At 61.5% G+C, this 17867-nt stretch carries 15 protein-coding genes and 2 pseudogenes; 14 read left to right on the top strand and 3 right to left on the bottom strand.

Annotated features, from left to right (window positions below; translation table 11 throughout):
• Position 1: 1 nt before the first annotated feature.
• The 7 genes from RI103_RS31050 (at position 2) to RI103_RS31020 (ending at position 6480) form a co-directional block, all read left to right on the top strand.
• On the top strand, positions 2–199 hold the full coding sequence (locus RI103_RS31050) for a hypothetical protein (protein WP_310816493.1): 198 nt from the start codon (positions 2–4) through the stop codon (positions 197–199).
• Between the two features lie 35 nt (positions 200–234).
• Positions 235–1302, top strand: coding sequence for a hypothetical protein (locus RI103_RS31045; RefSeq protein WP_310816492.1), 1068 nt, complete (start codon positions 235–237; stop codon positions 1300–1302).
• Between the two features lie 38 nt (positions 1303–1340).
• The gene (locus tag RI103_RS31040) at positions 1341–1772 is read left to right on the top strand and encodes a YqiA/YcfP family alpha/beta fold hydrolase (RefSeq protein ID WP_310816490.1); all 432 of its coding nucleotides are present in this window, start codon (positions 1341–1343) and stop codon (positions 1770–1772) included.
• Positions 1765–1992, top strand: a complete 228-nt coding sequence (locus RI103_RS31035) for a DUF2827 family protein (protein WP_310816489.1) — start codon at positions 1765–1767, stop codon at positions 1990–1992. The genes RI103_RS31040 and RI103_RS31035 overlap by 8 nt, the downstream gene beginning before the upstream one ends.
• Before the next feature lie 385 nt (positions 1993–2377).
• Positions 2378–3685 carry an MFS transporter gene (locus RI103_RS31030; RefSeq protein ID WP_310816487.1) on the top strand — a complete coding sequence of 436 codons (1308 nt, stop codon included), beginning with the start codon at positions 2378–2380 and terminating at the stop codon, positions 3683–3685.
• Positions 3686–3749: 64 nt separating this feature from the next.
• Positions 3750–5282: an altronate dehydratase family protein gene (locus RI103_RS31025; protein ID WP_310816486.1), complete on the top strand. Its 1533-nt coding sequence runs from the start codon at positions 3750–3752 to the stop codon at positions 5280–5282.
• 136 nt (positions 5283–5418) lie between these two features.
• Positions 5419–6480: an Ldh family oxidoreductase gene (locus RI103_RS31020; protein WP_310818619.1), complete on the top strand. Its 1062-nt coding sequence runs from the start codon at positions 5419–5421 to the stop codon at positions 6478–6480.
• Between the two features lie 128 nt (positions 6481–6608).
• On the opposite strand, the gene RI103_RS31015 is transcribed toward RI103_RS31020, so the two are convergent.
• On the bottom strand, positions 6609–7370 hold the full coding sequence (locus RI103_RS31015; RefSeq protein WP_310816485.1) for a FadR/GntR family transcriptional regulator: 762 nt from the start codon (positions 7368–7370) through the stop codon (positions 6609–6611).
• Between the two features lie 367 nt (positions 7371–7737).
• Between RI103_RS31015 and RI103_RS31010 the strand changes: the two genes are divergently transcribed.
• Positions 7738–8556 (top strand): N-acyl homoserine lactonase family protein, encoded by an 819-nt coding sequence (locus RI103_RS31010; RefSeq protein WP_310816484.1) that lies wholly within the window; start codon positions 7738–7740, stop codon positions 8554–8556.
• 48 nt (positions 8557–8604) lie between these two features.
• Here RI103_RS31010 and RI103_RS31005 read toward each other — a convergent pair whose 3' ends face one another.
• A complete protein-coding gene (locus RI103_RS31005) occupies positions 8605–9351 on the bottom strand; it encodes an IclR family transcriptional regulator (RefSeq protein WP_310816482.1) in 747 nt (248 codons plus the stop codon).
• A gap of 129 nt (positions 9352–9480) precedes the next feature.
• On the opposite strand from RI103_RS31005, the gene RI103_RS31000 reads away from it, so the two are divergent.
• The 3 genes from RI103_RS31000 (at position 9481) to RI103_RS30990 (ending at position 14153) form a co-directional block, all read left to right on the top strand.
• On the top strand, positions 9481–10650 hold the full coding sequence (locus tag RI103_RS31000) for a fumarylacetoacetate hydrolase family protein (RefSeq protein WP_310816480.1): 1170 nt from the start codon (positions 9481–9483) through the stop codon (positions 10648–10650).
• A gap of 61 nt (positions 10651–10711) precedes the next feature.
• Positions 10712–12145: an aldehyde dehydrogenase family protein gene (locus tag RI103_RS30995; RefSeq protein WP_310816478.1), complete on the top strand. Its 1434-nt coding sequence runs from the start codon at positions 10712–10714 to the stop codon at positions 12143–12145.
• Positions 12146–12446: 301 nt separating this feature from the next.
• Positions 12447–14153: a methyl-accepting chemotaxis protein gene (locus RI103_RS30990; RefSeq protein ID WP_310816476.1), complete on the top strand. Its 1707-nt coding sequence runs from the start codon at positions 12447–12449 to the stop codon at positions 14151–14153.
• Positions 14154–14534: 381 nt separating this feature from the next.
• Here RI103_RS30990 and RI103_RS30985 read toward each other — a convergent pair.
• Positions 14535–15245 (bottom strand): annotated as a pseudogene (locus tag RI103_RS30985) (transposase); the annotation flags it as partial.
• A 110-nt stretch (positions 15246–15355) separates the two neighbouring features.
• Here RI103_RS30985 and RI103_RS30980 point away from each other — a divergent pair.
• From RI103_RS30980 to RI103_RS30970, 3 genes and pseudogenes are all read left to right on the top strand, one after another.
• Positions 15356–15571: an MSMEG_0570 family nitrogen starvation response protein gene (locus tag RI103_RS30980; protein ID WP_310816474.1), complete on the top strand. Its 216-nt coding sequence runs from the start codon at positions 15356–15358 to the stop codon at positions 15569–15571.
• 141 nt (positions 15572–15712) lie between these two features.
• Positions 15713–17014: pseudogene (locus RI103_RS30975) on the top strand (MSMEG_0569 family flavin-dependent oxidoreductase).
• Between the two features lie 5 nt (positions 17015–17019).
• Positions 17020–17853, top strand: coding sequence for a Pnap_2097 family protein (locus tag RI103_RS30970; protein WP_310816472.1), 834 nt, complete (start codon positions 17020–17022; stop codon positions 17851–17853).
• The last annotated feature ends 14 nt before the right edge of the window (positions 17854–17867 follow it).

The raw sequence follows: 17867 nt of genomic DNA, 5'->3' as shown, positions 1-17867 counted from the left end.
GATGCGTTTCGACCTTGGCTGTACGGCGCTTTCCGCTTGTGCAGTGCTGCTCTTCGCCACGGCCGCGAGCCGTGCGCAGGCCGGCACGTGGGAGAGCGCGTTCGGCGTTCAGGACCTCGACGTCATTGTCAACGCAGTCCTCCAGGAAAGCGATCCCGAGCGTCGCGCCACTCTCGAGCGTCCGATCTCGCCGCACTGAAGCAGGACGACACGCGCGCCGATTACGTGACCGGCGTGTCGCAGATCGCTGGCGGCGTGCCGGAACTCGAACACAAGCCGGCACACGGACTCGAGCTGATCCAGACAGCTGCGCGGCGTGGACTGGTGGCCGCGCGAGTGAAACTGGCGGCCCTGCTCGAAGCGGGGAACACGAATATCGACGCGCGTCAGTTGCGCACATGGCTCGACGAGTTTGCCAATTCAAACGGGGCGGCTGCGTACGCAGACGCGTTGCTGTGGGCGCAGGGACTCGGCGGTCCGCGCAATGCGTGCCGCGCCAACCAGTTGCTGACGGCCGCGCAGCGCCAGAACGTCAATCCCGATGGACAACTTCAGCAACGCCTCGCGCAGACACGCAATGCCTGCAACGGCACGCTGACGGCCAACAGCGGTACGTCGCAACGGCCCGCGGGCGGGATCTCGTCGGACGAGTGGTCGAAGATCATGCAGTTGCACGGCACCCCGACGTCGAATTCGCCGTCATCGCTAGTGCAGTCCGCAGCGGTTCCGGCCGCGCGGCCCGCGACCAGCGTTGCCACGACTGCGGCGTCTTCCGCACCTTCCACGCCGTCGGCATCGAATGCCTCGCAGCCTGGTGTGGCGTTCGGCGTGCCCGCCGACGCCACCACGCGGGACTTCGACAAGATGCTCGCGTTACTGTCGTACGCGGTCTACGGCGATCCCGGGAAGCTCGCCGACGCGCAACAGAAGGCCGACGAATTACAGAATCGCCTCGCCCGCGTGCAAGCCGATCAAACGCTCGATCCATTGATCAAGCCGCACGAAGTCAAGAAACTCGACAAGGCGTTTCAGGCCGCCAACATGAAAGTGGCCGAGGTGCGCAATCAGATGGCCGTTAAGGCACAGGTCGAGCAGGGCTACAGCATCCAGCGCGTCCACTTGCATGCGGCGGAAAGCGAGGCCGAGGTAGGGCATGTTCACGCGGAAATCTGGGCGACTGCGGACGACGTGCGCATCGTCGTGTTTCGTGGCACCGACAACAACACCGACTGGGTGACCGATGCGCAAGTCGGGCTCACGCCGGACCTCGCGGGCGAGTTGTCGGCGCGCGTGAATCGCTGAGCGGTCAAGCCGTCATCGCGGGCACGAGTTCGCTCGCCGTGAAGGGCTATCAGGCGGGGCATTTCGACGTCGACGACCTAGGCAGGCCGCGCGCGTTCACGGTCGCGGACAACCTCGTGCGCTCGGTGATCCGCAGCGGCGTCGCTCCGGCTCAGGTGACGCTGACAGGACACTCGCTGGGGGGCGGCTACGCCCAATACGCGGGATTCAGGAACGGCGTGGGACAGATCGTGACGTTCAACCCGGCGCCATTGAATTCGCGGCAGCAGTCGGACGTGCAAGCCGGCATACAGCGTTTCAGTGGGCAGGTACGCCACTATGTTTCGTATATCACGCTCTCCAGTAACACGGCAGGACGCGTGTACGACCCCGTGTCGCAATTGACCAGCGAGTATCTGCACCGGCCGGATCTCGCCTCGTTGCGCGTGATCGGCACCGAATACGCCGTGCAGGTATGCGCTCGTGCATAACGCGACGCTGTGCGCGGACCTTGGCTACTATTATCGGGACAATGACGCGACGCAGGGTGCGCAGCAGGTATTGGCGGCACTCGATACGCACGATGCGCAGGCGTCGTCGTACCGAGTGCGTCAACGCGCGTTGATCGGGCGGTTCTCGCCCAATGACCCGCAACTCGTGGCTGCGTATAGCGCGTTGCTCGATGATCTGATGCGTAGGCCAATCCGGTGAGAGACGGGATCGCCGGTACTGGCGGTCATCAAATAAAAAAGGCCGGTTACGTGTGAACGCGAGTGCCGCATGGCGCCGCTTTACCGAACTGACCAGCATCCGTCGACTTTCTCAGCAAAAGCGTCTCCTCTGCCGTTAACGTAACGGGGACAGAGCCTCCGGGCAGTGAAAGCGCGTACAGCGTCGGTAAGTCGGCCCCCTATGCAAATCAAATAAACGTAAAACTTTCCTACTTGACACTGCCCCGTCGCGTCCCTAACATTCACCGGTATATTGGTATTACCGCTTTGCACGAGCGTTCGCTGCACGGCATTGGTCATGTCGTGTTGCCGGTTGATGTTGCGCCCAAAAATTGAACAGAAAAAATGGAGATGCGATTGTGACTATGAGTACCACCGACGTCTTGCCGGTCAGCGAATCATTTGAGGATCGCACCTACCGGAAAGTCACGCTCAAGATCGTGCCGATCCTGGTCATTTGCTATGTCGCGGCTTACTTCGACCGCGTCAACATCAGTTTCGCGAAGCTGCAGATGCAAAGCGCTCTGGGGCTATCGGATACGGTGTATGGACTGGGCGCCGCGATCTTCTTCATCGGCTACTTTCTGTTTGAGACACCGAGCAACCTGATTCTGCACAGGATCGGCGCGCGACGCTGGATTACCCGGATCATGATTTCCTGGGGTATTACGTCGTCGGCGATGATGTTCGTCAACGGTCCAGTGGCGTTCTACGTGCTGCGCTTCCTGCTAGGCGCATTCGAAGCCGGGTTCATGCCCGGCGTGATCCTGTACTTCACCTACTGGTACCCGGCCCGGCGGCGTGCGCGGATGGTCGCGCTGTTCATGACGGGCATCGCGATTGCCGGCACGATTGGCGGCCCGCTGGCGGGCTTTGTCATGACGGAGTTTAGCGGGATCGGCGGCCTGGCCGGCTGGCAATGGTTGATGCTGGTCGAAGGCTTGCCGACTATCGTGCTCGGCGTACTCGTGTACCTGATGCTGGTAGACCGGATCGAGGACGGGAAATGGCTCACGCACGAAGAAAAGACGCTGCTGCGGGACAACCTCGCTGCTGAGGTCACGCCGCAGCGCGCGCACGACGTAAAAAGCGCATTCAAGAATCCCTACACCGCGCTGCTTGCGCTGATCTACTTCCTGGTGCTCAACGGCCAGTTCGGCCTGTCGTTCTGGATGCCGCAACTGATTAAAAACTCAGGCGTGTCCGAGCCACTGTCAATCGGCCTGTTATCGGCGGTGCCTTACGCGGTGACGGGCCTGTTGATGGTATTGATCGGCCGCAGTTCCGACCGCACCGGCGAGCGGCGCGTGCACCTCGCGCTCTGTATTTTCGCGGGCACCGTCGGCTACTGCGTGTGCGCGTGGTTCTCGCACAATACGGTGATCGCCACCGCCGGGCTGTCGCTCGCTGCGGTTGGCATCATCAGCTCGTACGGCATCTTCTGGACCATGCCGCCGAAGTTTTTGAGCGGTAGCGCGGCCGCGGCCGGTATCGCAATCATCAATTCGGTCGGCAGTCTGGGCGGCTTCGTCAGCCCCTATGCGATTGGCAAGCTAACCGACATGACCGGCAGCACGGATCTCGGCATGTATGTGATTGCTGCCATGACTGCCGCGGCTGCGGTGCTCGTGCTCTTCGCGATACCGAAGCACATCTGCAACGATCCAGCTTAGGCTCAATTCCACTCGCCATGCCACGGCAGCCTGAGCGGGCTGCCTCATTTCATCAAAAAGCACTATGAGCTCCCAATCGCCCGTTATACGGTTGCATCCCGACGACAACGTCGTCATTTCGCGCCGTCAGTTGATACCTGGCAATCGCCTCGAAGCAGACGTCGTCGCCGCGGATCTGGTGCCGGCCGGCCACAAGGTCGCGACCCGGCCGCTCGCGGCCGGCGAGCCCGTGCGGCGCTACGGCCAGATCATTGGCGTCACGACGCAGCCTGTCGACAGCGGCCGCCACGTCCATGTGCACAACCTCGCGATGAGCGAATTCGCGCGCGATTATGTGATCGGCGAGGATCTGCGATCGCTGCCTCCCGCGCCGTCAGAGGCCACATTTCTTGGCATCGAGCGCGAAGATGGACGTATCGCCACACGTAATTACATCGGTATCCTGACGTCTGTAAATTGTTCGGCTACCGTCGCTCGCGGTATCGCCGATCATTTCAGTGGTCCGCGCCGCGACGGTGCCGCGTTACGGGATTTCCCGCACATCGACGGCGTGGTGGCGCTGACGCACGGTGCCGGCTGCGCAACCGACAGCGAAGGCGAGGGACTTACCGTGCTGCGCCGTACGCTGGCCGGATACGCAGGACATGCAAACTTTGCGGGTCTGCTGATTGTCGGACTCGGTTGCGAAACCAATCAGATTTCCGGCCTGATGGCCGAACAGGGATTGAGCGAATCGGCGCTGCTGCGAACGTTCAACATTCAGGAAGTTGGTGGTACTACCGCGGCGGTTGAGACCGGCGTGCGTCTGATCGAGACCATGCTGGCCGAGCTGCCACGCGTCGAACGCCGGCCCGTGCCGGCCAGCCGGTTGATCGTCGGCTTGCAGTGCGGCGGTTCGGACGGCTATTCGGGAATCACCGCGAATCCAGCGCTGGGCGCCGCGGTCGATCGACTCGTGGCGCACGGCGGCACCGCGATCCTGTCGGAAACCCCGGAAATCTATGGCGCCGAACATCTGCTGCTGCGTCGTGCTGTGTCGCGCGAGGTCGGAGAGAAACTGCTCGAACGGATAAACTGGTGGACCCAGTACTGTGAACGGCACGGTGCCAGCATGAACAACAATCCGTCCGCCGGCAACAAGGCCGGTGGATTGACCACCATTCTCGAGAAGTCACTCGGGGCGGTGGCCAAAGGCGGCACTTCCGCACTGCAGGCGGTCTACGAATACGCTCAGCCGGTCCGGGCGCATGGCCTGGTATTCATGGATACCCCTGGCTATGATCCGGTGTCTGCAACCGGCCAGGTCGCCGGTGGCGCGAACCTGATCTGCTTCACCACCGGGCGCGGTTCTGCTTATGGCTGCGCGCCGTCTCCGTCGATCAAGCTCGGCACCAACAACGCGCTTTGGGCGCGTCAGCAAGCCGACGTCGACATCAATTGCGGACCCATACTGGACGGTGAATCAAGCATCGATGAGATGGGCGAGCAGATATTCCGCACGATGCTGGCTACCGCATCGGGAACGCGTACCAAAAGCGAGTTGCATGGCTACGGACAATCAGAGTTCGTACCATGGCAGCTGGGCGCGGTCATGTGAAACCTACCCGTGCATCTGTAGCAACCTATTCAGGAAAATAATCCGTATGACTTCGAACGCCGTTGCGGCCATTCCGCGTGATGCGATTGCCGCGCCATCCACGACAACCTACGGGACGCCGAGCGGGGGTGATGCAATGAGCGCACCTCGCTACGCTGCCGACGCGCTGATCGGCTACGCGAATCAACTACTGGAAGCGGTGGGCCTTGCGTCGACGCATGCCGATGCGGTGGCGCGCACGCTGGTCGACGGTGACCTGCTGGGTCATGACACACACGGTCTGGCGCAGCTTGCCGGTTATGTCGGCGCGCTCGAGGCGGGCACCATGACCAAGGAAGGCGAGCCTCTCGTGATCGCCGACAAAGCGGCAACCTTGTTGTGGGATGGGCGCCGTCTGCCCGGACCGTCGCTGGTGCTGCGCGGTATCGACGCGCTGCTGCCGCGGGCTCGCGAATACGGCACCGCGACACTGGTGATTCGCCGCAGCCATCATATTGCGAGCCTCGCCGCGTATCTGCTGAAGGCGACCGAAGCGGGTTTCGTGCTGATGCTGTCCAGTTCCGATCCGAGTGTACAAAGCGTCGCGCCGTTCGGCGGCACACGCGCTGTGTTCACACCGAATCCGGTCGCGATCGGCGTACCGACGTCGGATACGCCGTTCCTTATCGACATTTCATCGTCGGTCACTACCAATGCGATGACCGCACGGCGGCACAAAGCGGGCGAGCGTTTCAACGAACCATGGATGCTCGATGCGCAAGGCAACGCCACAGACGAACCCGGTGTGCTGTTCGACAATCCGCCCGGCACCATCCTGCCTCTTGGCGGTCTCGGAGCGGGCCATAAGGGCTTCGGACTCGCCGTGCTGATTGAAGCGCTGACGAGTGGCCTGGCCGGCTTCGGTCGCGCCGATCCTTCCGAGGGCTGGGGCGCGACCGTATTCATGACCTTGTATGACCCGGCGGCTTTCTGCGGTGAGCAGGAATTCAAGCGGCAGATGGATTGGCTCGCGGATGCATGCCGCAACAATCCGCCACGCCCCGGCGTGGAAAGTGTGCGCATGCCCGGGGACGGCGGTATGGCTCGCAGAGCGGCACAACTCGCAGGTGGCGTGCGGTTGCATGACACGATCCGGCCGGCGCTTGAGGTATGCGGGCATCGCTACGGTATCGCCTTCCCGGCTCCGCTTGGGGCGTAATGCCTGGGACTTGAGGCCCACCGCTTGCGCGGCTGGGCCTCAATGTTCACCGCAGCCGATGGACATTTGACAGACAACCGACCGACAGCCGGACACGCCATGCCTTCGCATGGCGTGAAACCGGCGACTCAGTCGGTAGGAGCAGACGGCGCGCCGCTCGCTTCAACAGGACGATTTGCCTTGTCCCATCCTTTCGTGAATTCGTCATGAACGCGGCGCAGGTGGGCATGCATCGCGGCCCGTGCGCGTTCCGGGTCGCGCGATTTGATCGCCTTATAGATCGCCAGATGATCCTTCACGGTTTGCGCGCGGCGCTGGGGCGTCAGGAAATGCTCTTCAATTTTGATCCACATCGGGCCGTAGCGAAATTCCCAGATCGAGCGTACCAGATGAACGAACGCACTATTGCCAGTGGCAGCGGCGATGCGCAGATGGAACAGCCTGTCGGCTTCCTGCTCGACGACGTGGTGAGCGTTTTCCTCGATCATCTGGTCGATGGTCTCGAGGATGCCGTCGAGGTCGGACTGGGTAGCGGCACTGGCGGCCAGCGCGACAATTTCGCCCTCGAGCACTTCGCGCGCCTTGATGAGTTCGAAGGGCCCGGGTTCACCGCTGTCTTTGGTACTCACCGCAACCTCTGCACGCGGACTGGACGAGCGTTCGACCACCCACACGCCCGAGCCGACGCGCACGTCGACCAGACCGGCGATCTCCAGCGCGAGCAGCGCCTCGCGCAACGGCGGACGGCTCACGCCGAACAGCTTGGCCAGTTCGCGTTCTCCGGGCAAGCGTGTGCCGGGCGGAAACTCGCCATTACTGATCAGGGCTTCGAGCTGCGCGGCAATTTCGCGATACAGCCGGCGCGGAGGGCCGAGGGCGGCGATGGGCAAGGTGGCTCCTGTTTAGAACAGATGAAGGACGCGACGGGAAGCCGGCGGATACGTATAGGGGCACGGGTACTACTCACTGCCGCGCCGGTGCATCGAGCGCAGGCTGGATTTTATCATCCCACTGGTGCTGCTGCGGCGTCGCGCATGCCTATTCTGCATCGCTTGCGCCCGCGCCGGCAGTTGCAACAGTAATATCTGAACGAGTGTCTGTCGCGCGGCAGAGCAGCATCGCAAGAGCGTGCCGCTGGCGAAGCGCACAGCTCGGGCGCGGCGCGAGTCAGAACCACAAACGCGAATTTCAACACGGTAAAGCAATGCAGCCACGATTCGGCCAAACCTGATCATGGCACTACAGGAAGCCCGGCAGATGACTACACACGGCAGCACCCGCAGCGCAAACGAGACGCTCGTCAAAAGCGTTTCGCTGTTCAACCTAGGCACACTGATCAACGACCAGTCGTCATTGACGCTCAGACGCGGCATGGGCACGCGGGTCGAGATTCCCGTGACTGGTGCCTTTATCGAAATGGCCGACGGCGAGCATATTCTGTTCGACACCGGTCTGCTGCCGCATGATTGCGAGCAGGAGGGCACCGATCCATGCCTGTCGATGAAGCGCTTTTCCGAAATGATCGCGCGCTACGATCGGCAGGACGATATTCGTGCACGGCTGGCCGATCTCGGTCATACGCCGGAAGACGTCAAGATGGTCATCAACAGTCACTTCCATTGGGATCACTCGGGCGGCAACATGCTGTTTCCGCATGCGCGTTTTATGGTGCAACGCACTGAATATCGTTTCGCGTATCAGCCCGACACCTTTGTCGCGCGACCGTACGAGCGTGCGTACTTCGATTGTGGCATTCACTATGAACTGCTGCGCGGCGATCAGATGATCAAGCCCGGCGTCGCGGTGCTGACCACACCGGGGCACACGCCGGGGCATCAATCGCTGATGCTGAATCTGCCGTCGGGCGCGATCATGATCATGACCGGCGACGCAGTGTTCTGCCCAGCGAACCTCGATCCCGATATGCCGCCGGGCAATGCGCACACGACCGAGCAGGCCATCGCGTCGATCGCCCGGCTGCGCCTGCTGACCGAGTTTTTCGGCGGCGATCTGGTGATCTGCCACGACCCCGATTTCTGGAAGAAATGGCAGCCGGCACCGCATCGATATACGTGAGCTTCGCGAACCCGCGTCGACGTGTGCGTCTGACGCGGGTATCTGTTGTTACAGCGCTGCCGCGATCCGGCTGGCAATGCGCGCGATTCCGGTGACGATCTGCTTTTCCCGTCTCCCATCAAGGCGGCCAAGCGGCACGCTGGTGCTGACGGCGACGCGCTTGCCGAGCGCCGTCACCCCGACGTATGCCGCGAAGCACGCAAGACCGACACTGACCTCTTCGCGCTCGGTGGCAAGGCCGCACGCGCGGATGCCTGCGAGTTCGCGCAGCAACGCGCTGCGCCGGGTGAGCGTGTGCGAAGTCATGGCAGCGAGGCGCTCTGGCAATATCGCTGTCACTTCCTCGTCGGAGAGGCTCGCCAGCAGCGCCTTACCGAGCGCGCTGCAGTGCGCCGGCAGTCGCGAACCGAGATCCGAGACGAGCCGCACGGGACGTTGTGCGTCTTCGCGCGCGATATAGACCACCTCCGCCGCGTCAAGCACCGCGAGTTGCACGACCTCGTTATGCGCCGCAACAAACGCGCTGGCCTCATTCCTGAACGCGACCTGCAAACCGTCGTGCCGAACGTAGGCGCTTCCCAGTTCGAACAGCTTCAGGCCGATGATGTAGCCGTCGCTTCGCTTCGCGATCCAGTGACGGTGTTCCAGCGAATCGAGCAGCAGATAGAGCGTGCTGCGCGACAGACCCGTCCCCTCGACGAGCGCGGACGCCCGCACGGGCGCGGTTGCTTGCGCGAGGATCTCGAGAACATCGTGGGCGCGCTTGAGCGCCGGAACTTCGTAGAGGGTCTTCATGACCGCAATCCAGGTGAATTTTCAGTCGCCGATTGTCCAACACATTGGATACAAGATCAACAAGATGGACGCCCTGCCATTGTGTGGCTACGATCACGGCTCACTTAACGCCTGCTCTATCCGACCCAAATGCGACCACTTACTGCCTCCTGCCTTCCCGACGACCTCGATAACGCACTGCTGATCGGACGCGTCTGGCGGCCGGCGCCCGTTAATGGTCCGTCGGTCGTCGTGGTTCGCCATGGCGAAGTCTTCGACATCACTGCGACAGTTCCCACCACCGCTGACCTTTTTGATCGGGCCGATGCTGTCGCCATTGCACGTGACGCGCGTGGCGAGTCGCTCGGGCCGGTTGGCGCCTTGGTCGACGCGAGCTTCGCATCGAGCGATGAAGCGGGCCTGCGCCTGTTGGCGCCCTGCGACGTGCAGGCCATCAAGGCGTGCGGCGTGACGTTTGCAGTGAGCCTGCTTGAACGCGTGATCGAAGAGCAAGCCGGTGGCGATGCCGCGAAAGCAGTCGAAGTTCGCAGCATGATCACGGAACTGATCGGCACGGACCTCGCGAAAATCAAGCCAGGTTCAGACGCCGCCATGAAACTCAAGGCCGAACTCGAACGCCGCAACGCGTGGTCGCAATACATGGAAGTGGGGATCGGCCCGGACGCCGAGGTGTTCTCGAAATCGCAACCGATGTCGTCGGTGGGACTGGGCGCGGCTGTGGGCCTGTATCCGACTTCGGCCTGGAACAATCCGGAACCCGAAATCGTGCTGGCGGTGAACGGCGCGGGCCAGATCGTGGGCGCGACGTTGGGCAACGACGTGAATTTGCGCGATATCGAAGGCCGTTCGGCGTTGTTGCTTGGCAAGGCGAAGGACAACAACGGTTCGTGCGCGATTGGACCGTTTGTGCGTCTGTTCGACGAATCTTTCACCCTGGATACGGTACGCGGGGCCAGCCTGTCATTGCGGATCGAGGGCGAGGATGATTTCGTCCTCGAAGGGGTGAGCCATATGACCGAGATCAGCCGCGACCCGGCCGACCTCGTCAACCAGACCTACGGTGCGCATCATCAGTACCCGGATGGCTTCATGCTGTTCCTCGGCACGATGTTCTCGCCGATCAAGGATCGCGATGCGCCTGGCGCCGGGTTTACGCACCATCTGGGCGACGTCGTGACGATTGCCACGCCTTCCCTGGGTGCATTGGTGAACACCGTGCAACTTTCTACCGGCATTCCTGCGTGGACCTTCGGCGTGCGAGCCTTGTATGCAAGTCTCGCGAAGCGCGGCCTGCTTTGAGCTGGTTCTTCCGATACCCCGGCGACGCCAATAGAATCGACAGACATGGAGCATAAATAGCATGACCCGCTACGCAAATTACATCGATGGTGAATGGCTGGACGGCCCGACCTTTTCGCGCAACGTAAACCCCTCCGACGTCGACGACGTAGTCGGTGAGTATTCCCAGGCGGACGTGCAGCAGACAGCACGTGCTATCCAGGCCGCGCGCAAGGCATTTGCGAGCTGGTCGCTGTCGACACCGCAGCAGCGTTTCGATGTCCTCGACCGCGCGGGTACGGCGATTCTCGCCCGCAAGGAAGAGCTTGGCCGCCTGCTTGCCCGCGAGGAAGGCAAAACGCTGCCTGAGGCGATCGGCGAAGCAGGCCGTGCCGGCCAGATTTTCAAGTTCTTTGCTGGCGAGGCATTACGGTTAGGCGGCGAGATCGTGCAGTCCGTGCGTCCCGGCATGACAGTTGAAGTGACGCGCGAACCGCTTGGTGTGATCGGCATGATCACGCCGTGGAATTTTCCGATTGCGATTCCGGCCTGGAAGATTGCGCCTGCTCTTGCCTATGGCAACTGCGTCGTCATCAAGCCGGCCGATCTGGTTCCGGGCAGCGCGTGGGAACTCGTGAAAATTATTGCGGAGGCGGGCGCGCCCGCTGGCGTCATCAATCTGGTTATGGGCCGTGGCTCGGTGATCGGTGAGGCGCTGGTCAATTCGCCGGACGTGGACGCCATCAGCTTCACCGGTTCCGTATCGACCGGGCGCAGCATCGCTGCCAAATGCGTCGAGACCGGCAAGAAGGTGCAGCTGGAAATGGGCGGTAAGAATCCGATGGTGGTCCTCGATGATGCGGATCTCGACGTCGCAGTCGAGGCGTGCGTGAACGGTGCGTTCTTCTCGACCGGCCAGCGCTGCACCGCGTCGAGCCGTCTCATCGTCACCGAAGGCATCCACGATCGCTTCGTTGAGGCGGTGAAAGCGCGCCTCAAGACATTGAAAATCGGCGACGCCCTCGCGCCGGATACGCAGATCGGCCCAGTGGTCGACGAACGGCAGCTGGCGCAAGACGAACGGTACATTGCGATTGCGCGTGAAGAGGGCGGTACGGTCTTCGGCGGTGAGCGCGTCGCCGCCAGCACCAACGGTTTCTTCCTCGCTCCCGCATTGATCACCGACACGACGCCCACGATGCGTATCAATCGCGAAGAGGTGTTTGGCCCGGTGGCATCCGTCATCAAGGTCAAAGACTACGAAGCCGCGCTCGCCACCGCCAACGACACCGAGTTCGGACTGTCGGCCGGGATTTGCACAACCTCGCTCAAGTACGCCACGCACTTCAAGCGTCATGCGCAGGTCGGCATGGTGATGGTCAATACCGCGACCGCGGGCGTCGACTATCACGTGCCTTTTGGCGGACGCAAGGGGTCAAGTTACGGAGCGCGTGAACAAGGCAGCTATGCGCGCGAGTTTTACACGACAGTCAAGACCGCATACGTGAACGCATAGGGCATCGTTGCGTAAAACCTGGGTCGGGGAACGACCCGGTGCCTTTACTTGAGCGGCCCGCTGCCTTTAGGAGCGGGCCGCTGTCACATCTGTTCGAGGCGCGGGTGGCATTGGCCGGCTGGCTGCACTCTGAGGAGATGGAAGGTCATCGAATCCTGAGTGCGCAGGGACAACTTAATAAGTATGAAGATTTCCGCTTGGCTGCCGTTATAGCTTATTAAGGATTTATTTAGTCACGCTCCATTGTCTCGTTTGGTGATTTTGCTCGCTCGCTGCTCTCACGCTGAAAGGTTCGCAACATATGAAGCTGTCTTTCGTTCAGAAGCTCTGGCTGCCACTCATCCTCAGTTTGCTGTGTCTCGCCGGAATATCGATATACAACGCCTACCAGACGCGGGATATGCGGATGGAGGAGCGTAGGTTAGATCTGCAACACACGGCGGAGCTCGCGTTGAGTGCCGTCAAGACCTTGGGCGACCAGGCCGCCGCCGGCTCCATGCCCCTTGCGGAAGCCCAGAAACGGGCGATGGACACCGTCCGGAACATGCGGTTCGGCGAGAGCGGCTATTTCCAGATTATCAATTCGCAGCCGATGGTTCTGATGCACCCGACGCTAACGCAATTGAATGGCAAGGACGTCAGCGACTACAAGGATCCGAACGGCATTTACCTCTTCAGGGATATGGTTGCCGTCATCAAGCGTGATGGCAAAGGCTTTACCGCCTATTCCGGTGTGAAGCCGGGAGGAACCGAATATTCCCCGAAAATAGCCTACAACCTGACCTATCAGCCGTGGGACTGGATTCTCACGGTGGGTCTCTATGTCGACGATATCGATGCGGAATTCCGCTCGTCGCTGTATCACAGCCTCGGAATTCTGGTGATCCTGGCCGGCGCTCTGTCGGTCGTCGTGGTGCTGCTCAACCGCGGCATCTTCCGCTCACTGGGTGGCGAGCCGTCCTATGCTGCCGAGATCGCCAACCAGATTGCTGACAACGATCTGACTGCGGAGGTGAAGACGGCGCCGAATGATCGTTCGAGCCTGCTGTTTTCGATGAAGCGCATGCAGGAGCAGCTCACCCAGACGATCGGCACGATCAAGATTTCCGCCGACTCAATTGCCACCGCCACGCACCAGATTGCGGCGGGCAACCAGGACTTGTCGCAGCGCACTGAAGAGCAGGCAGCGTCGCTCGAAGAAACGGCGTCGAGCATGGAGCAGCTGACCTCGACCGTCGCCCAGAATGCCGACAACGCCAGTCAGGCCAACCAGCTCGCCGCGCAGGCCGCCCAGGTGGCGGAACAGGGCGGCACCGTGGTTTCCCGCGTGGTCGAAACCATGGACGGTATCAACGCCAGTTCGGACAAGATCGCCAATATTGTCGGCATCATCGAGGGCATCGCCTTCCAGACCAATATTCTTGCGCTGAATGCGGCTGTCGAAGCGGCGCGCGCGGGTGAACAAGGTCGCGGTTTCGCGGTGGTGGCCTCGGAAGTGCGTTCGCTGGCGCAGCGCTCCTCGGCGGCATCCAAGGAAATCAAGGAACTGATTCACGATTCCGTGGAGCGCGTGCAGGCAGGCGCCGGCCATGTGCGCGAAGCGGGTGCGAAGATGCGCGAGATCACACACGAGATCAGGCGCGTGACCGACATCATGGGTGAAATCACCGCCGCCTCACGTGAACAGAGCAAGGGCATCGGCCAGGTCAACCAGGCTGTCACGCAGATGGACGAAGTCACGCAACAGAACGCGGCGCTGGTCGAACAGGCGGCGGCGGCTGCCAGCTCGCTCGAGTCGCAGGCGAACGATCTGAAAGCGTCCGTTTCGATGTTCAAGTTGCACGGTTCACACGACGCTGAGGTTAGTCGTTCCGTCGCGCCGACGACGCGCACGACGGTGCCGTCGCGCCCTCGGACGCCGGCCACGAGAGTCGCGGTGAAGCGGTCTGCACCACAGCCCGCGCGGACGGCGCAAACCACTGAGGCGGGGGAATGGGATAGTTTTTAGGGAGGCGCCCGCCCGTATCCCGGGTTGACGATTACTGTAAACGTCGGACCCTGGGGTGCGTGAACCGCGTGGCTATGGCCGATCGATGCGATGGCTAATCCGACTCGGCGCAGGAGGTCGGGCGACTGATTATCTGCGCAGACCGCGCGGCAAATAAGAAAGGCTTACAAGGGATTCGCTTGTAAGCTTTTTAGATTCTTGGGTGGAGCGTGAAAGCGTCCTTCAACGCTCCTAAGCCCTACCTACGCAGCGCCATCGAGCAAGGTGATAAGTGTTCCTGGCCAATCGATTTGAATCTGGCTATCCTGGCGTCGTCATGATGCCGGGGTAGCTGATGAAGTGCGTTGTAGAGCTGAGCGGAGCCGAGGAGTTGACGTTGCATTTCGCGCTTGATGTCGTGGGTTTCGGCAGCATTACTGCGATCCCGGCATCCGCGCACTCTTTGATCTGAGGCCCACTATAGTAGCCACGATCGGCGACTGCCCGCAGTCTGGTCTTACCCATCGCGTCGCGCGCAGCTTTTGCCATGGGGCTAAGCTGCGCCCGGTCACTGCCAGAGTTTGTGACCTCGTGAGCCACGATGAGGTGGTGTTTGGCGTCAACGGCCACCTGCACGTTGTAGCCCACCATTCCCGAGCCTTTGCCGCTCGTCGCCATGGAGCGCGCGTCGGGATCAGTCATCGAGAGTTGGCCATCAGGCTGCGTCTTGAGTTGCTGCTTGATCTGATCGAGGTTTCGCATCTGCTCGCGCAAGCGCGCGATCTTGTCCTTCAGCCGCGTTGTCTTTGCTTCCAGCTCAGCCGGTTGCGTACGATCGGCAGTCTCCAGCGCGTTCAGATATCGCTGGATGCTTTCCTCAATCTGTTTCTGGCGCTTGTCGACCTTACCCTCGGTGAAGTTGCGATCGCGAGTGTTGACTGCCTTGAACTTGCTACCGTCGATGGCAACGAGCGCTTGGGAGAACAGCTTCAGTTCACGGCATAAGACGACGAAGCGGCGACATACGTTGCGGATGCCGGTACCGTTGTCACGGCGGAAGTCAGCTATGGTCTTGAAGTCCGGCGCCAAACGGCCGGTGAGCCACATCAATTTAGCTGGGACGCTAGCGCCCGCCGTCATGTCGAAGCCTATCGCGCGCGGCTGGCACACCGGCCGCCTGCCATTCACTAAGCCAACAGCAAAAGAGGATTTCTACGCCTGTCATGCACTTCCGGATTCAATGGCCCGACGGGGACGAAGCGAATTGCTATTCGCCGTCGCAGGTGGTCAGCGAGTTTTTTACGCCGGGCCATGCTTATCCGCTCGACGATTTTGTCAGACGCTCGCGCGAGGCGCTCAACATTGCCTCGGAGCGCGTGCGGCAAAAGTACGGCTTTGCCTGTTCGGCGGCGATGGATCAGCTCGCGCAGATCGAATAGGAGGCAGACCGCTTTCGCAATCGACCCGACGCGACCGTCAAGGTCATCGAACTGCTCTAAACCCAGGATGAACCGTTGAACCTGGCGCGCCCGGCGGCAGCGCCACGACGGTGAGCCGATTTTTTACTGCAAGGACGCATCATGTCGAACACAGCGCACTCCGTAAGCGCCGGGACGCGCGAGAATAGGCACTACAGCGTGCTCGTCGTCGGTGGCGGGTAGGCGGGCCTGTCGATCAGCTACTGTTTGAAACGGGCCGGAGTCGACCACCTCGTCGTCGAGAAGAACACCCTCACGCACACCTGGCGCAACCAGCGCTGGGACGCGTTCTGTCTCGTTACGCCGAACTGGCAATGCGCGTTGCCGGGATATCCGTACCCGGGCGACGATCCGCATGGCTTTATGAAGAAGGATGAAATCATCGCGTATCTCGACGGCTTCATCGCAATGGTCGATACGCCGGTGATCGAGCACACACAGGTCAAACGCGTGAACCGGCTGGACGACGACACCTATGCGGTAGCGACGAGCGAGGGCGATTTCACCGCCGATCACGTCGTGGTGGCCTCGGGCGGTTATCACACGCCAATCGTGCCGCGCATGGCTGAACGCCTGCCCGCGCGGATCGTGCAGTTGCAGTCGTCGGAATATCGCAATCCTCAGGCGCTACCCGACGGCGCGGTGCTGGTGGTGGGATCGGGGCAGTCCGGTGCGCAGATTGCCGAGGACCTGCATCTGGCCGGCCGAAAGGTGGTGCTCGCCGCGGGCGAGGCGCCACGCTGTGCGCGCTTTTACCGCGGGCGCGATGTGGTGGATTGGCTGGCCGACATGAAGTACTACGACATGCCGGTGGAAAAGTATCCCTTGCGTGAAGGGGTGCGTGACAACACCAATCACTATGTGACCGGCCGCGATGGTGGGCGTGACATCGATCTGCGCAAGTTCGCGGCCGAAGGCATGGAGTTGTACGGGCGACTCGACGACCTGCAGAATGGACACTTGCAGTTCGCGCCTAACCTCACGGTTAATCTCGACGATGCAGACGATACGAATAACCGGATCAATGCGAGTATCGATGCGTTCATCGAAAAGAACGGCATCGACGCACCGCCCGGCGGCGTCTATGAGCCTTTATGGCAGCCACCTCACGAGCGTACGACGCTCGAACTCGCAGGCAGCGGCATTACATCGATTATCTGGTGCATCGGCTTTACGCCGGACTTCAGCCGGATCGATGCCCCGGTGTTCAACGGCCGCGGTTATCCGGCGCATACGCGTGGCATCACGCCGGTCGAGGGACTGTATTTTGTCGGCTTGCCGTGGTTGCACACGGGGGGATCAGGACGATTCTCGGGGATCGCGCGCGATGCCGACTACGTAGTGCAGGCAATTCTCGCGAGCCTCCGCGAGCGAACGTCCTCTTGCGACATTGTAGCGGCCTGAAGCGCATGCAGCAAACGACACAGATCTATCGCGCCGGGATGCCACAACTGGCCTATACGGGGCTGTCCGAAAACTGGCTGATCAAGGAATGCGGACATCGCCACTGGGAGGCACTGGCGCGAGATGCCGGCCGGCGCGCGCCGGATTTCGTCGATGATGACGGGAGCAAATCGTACGCGGCCTTCACCGCAATCAGATTGACGGGGGCAACGCTCCACGCAATCGGTGAGAACGACGATTTCGAACTCGGTACTGAGCTTTGCCGAACCGGCCCGGCTCGCCACTTTAGCCGGCACCGCCTGCTTTCGCGCAATGGCGAGTGCGCCATCGTGTCGATGTCGTCGACGTTCGTGCGGCGGCATGAGGTGCGCAACAACCGTTCAGTGACGCGCGCGACATTCGCGGCAATGGGAGGCCCGACACCCACTCCGCCGGTGGACGCAATAGACATGGCGTGGCGTGGCAAGCAGTTTCGCGCGGGGCAGTGGGACGAGCGGTTGCCCTTCACAAGCGCCGATCGTGTCGAGAACGACTGGATCGAATTTCTGCCATGTCCGAACAATGATTTTAACGGCGCGGATTTTCTCTACTTTGCAAGCTTTCAGTCCTTTGTTGACCGTGCCGAATGGCAGCGCCACCGGTTCGACGAGCCGCCCGTTATCGCAGGCCGCGAGTTGTTCTTCTACGGCAACATTGACGTTGGTGACACCCTTGGACTGCGCGTGGCCGCGGAGCATAAGGATGAACGCGGCCTCGTACATTGGTGCGAGCTTCGTCGCGGCAGCGACCAGCAGAAGATTGCTGATGTAGTAACAAGCAAGCATTGGAGGCAGCGATGAATCGCGAGGGCGAT

It is taken from the genome of Paraburkholderia sp. FT54, assembly GCF_031585635.1.
Classification (GTDB): Bacteria; Pseudomonadota; Gammaproteobacteria; order Burkholderiales; family Burkholderiaceae; genus Paraburkholderia.
The sequence above is the reverse complement of the archived record's forward strand: the minus strand, read 5'-3'. Positions and strand labels throughout refer to the sequence as shown.

What these genes read in the sequence shown, in the direction of transcription:
- RI103_RS31050 (WP_310816493.1), top strand. Translation starts at nt 2, where the DNA reads ATGCGTTTCGACCTTGGCTGTACGGCGCTTTCCGCTTGTGCAGTGCTG.
- RI103_RS31030 (WP_310816487.1), top strand. Translation starts at nt 2,378, where the DNA reads ATGAGTACCACCGACGTCTTGCCGGTCAGCGAATCATTTGAGGATCGC.
- RI103_RS31025 (WP_310816486.1), top strand. Translation starts at nt 3,750, where the DNA reads ATGAGCTCCCAATCGCCCGTTATACGGTTGCATCCCGACGACAACGTC.
- RI103_RS31020 (WP_310818619.1), top strand. Translation starts at nt 5,419, where the DNA reads ATGAGCGCACCTCGCTACGCTGCCGACGCGCTGATCGGCTACGCGAAT.
- RI103_RS31010 (WP_310816484.1), top strand. Translation starts at nt 7,738, where the DNA reads ATGACTACACACGGCAGCACCCGCAGCGCAAACGAGACGCTCGTCAAA.
- RI103_RS31005 (WP_310816482.1), bottom strand. Translation starts at nt 9,351, where the DNA reads ATGAAGACCCTCTACGAAGTTCCGGCGCTCAAGCGCGCCCACGATGTT.
- RI103_RS31000 (WP_310816480.1), top strand. Translation starts at nt 9,481, where the DNA reads ATGCGACCACTTACTGCCTCCTGCCTTCCCGACGACCTCGATAACGCA.
- RI103_RS30995 (WP_310816478.1), top strand. Translation starts at nt 10,712, where the DNA reads ATGACCCGCTACGCAAATTACATCGATGGTGAATGGCTGGACGGCCCG.
- RI103_RS30990 (WP_310816476.1), top strand. Translation starts at nt 12,447, where the DNA reads ATGAAGCTGTCTTTCGTTCAGAAGCTCTGGCTGCCACTCATCCTCAGT.
- RI103_RS30980 (WP_310816474.1), top strand. Translation starts at nt 15,356, where the DNA reads ATGCACTTCCGGATTCAATGGCCCGACGGGGACGAAGCGAATTGCTAT.
- RI103_RS30970 (WP_310816472.1), top strand. Translation starts at nt 17,020, where the DNA reads ATGCAGCAAACGACACAGATCTATCGCGCCGGGATGCCACAACTGGCC.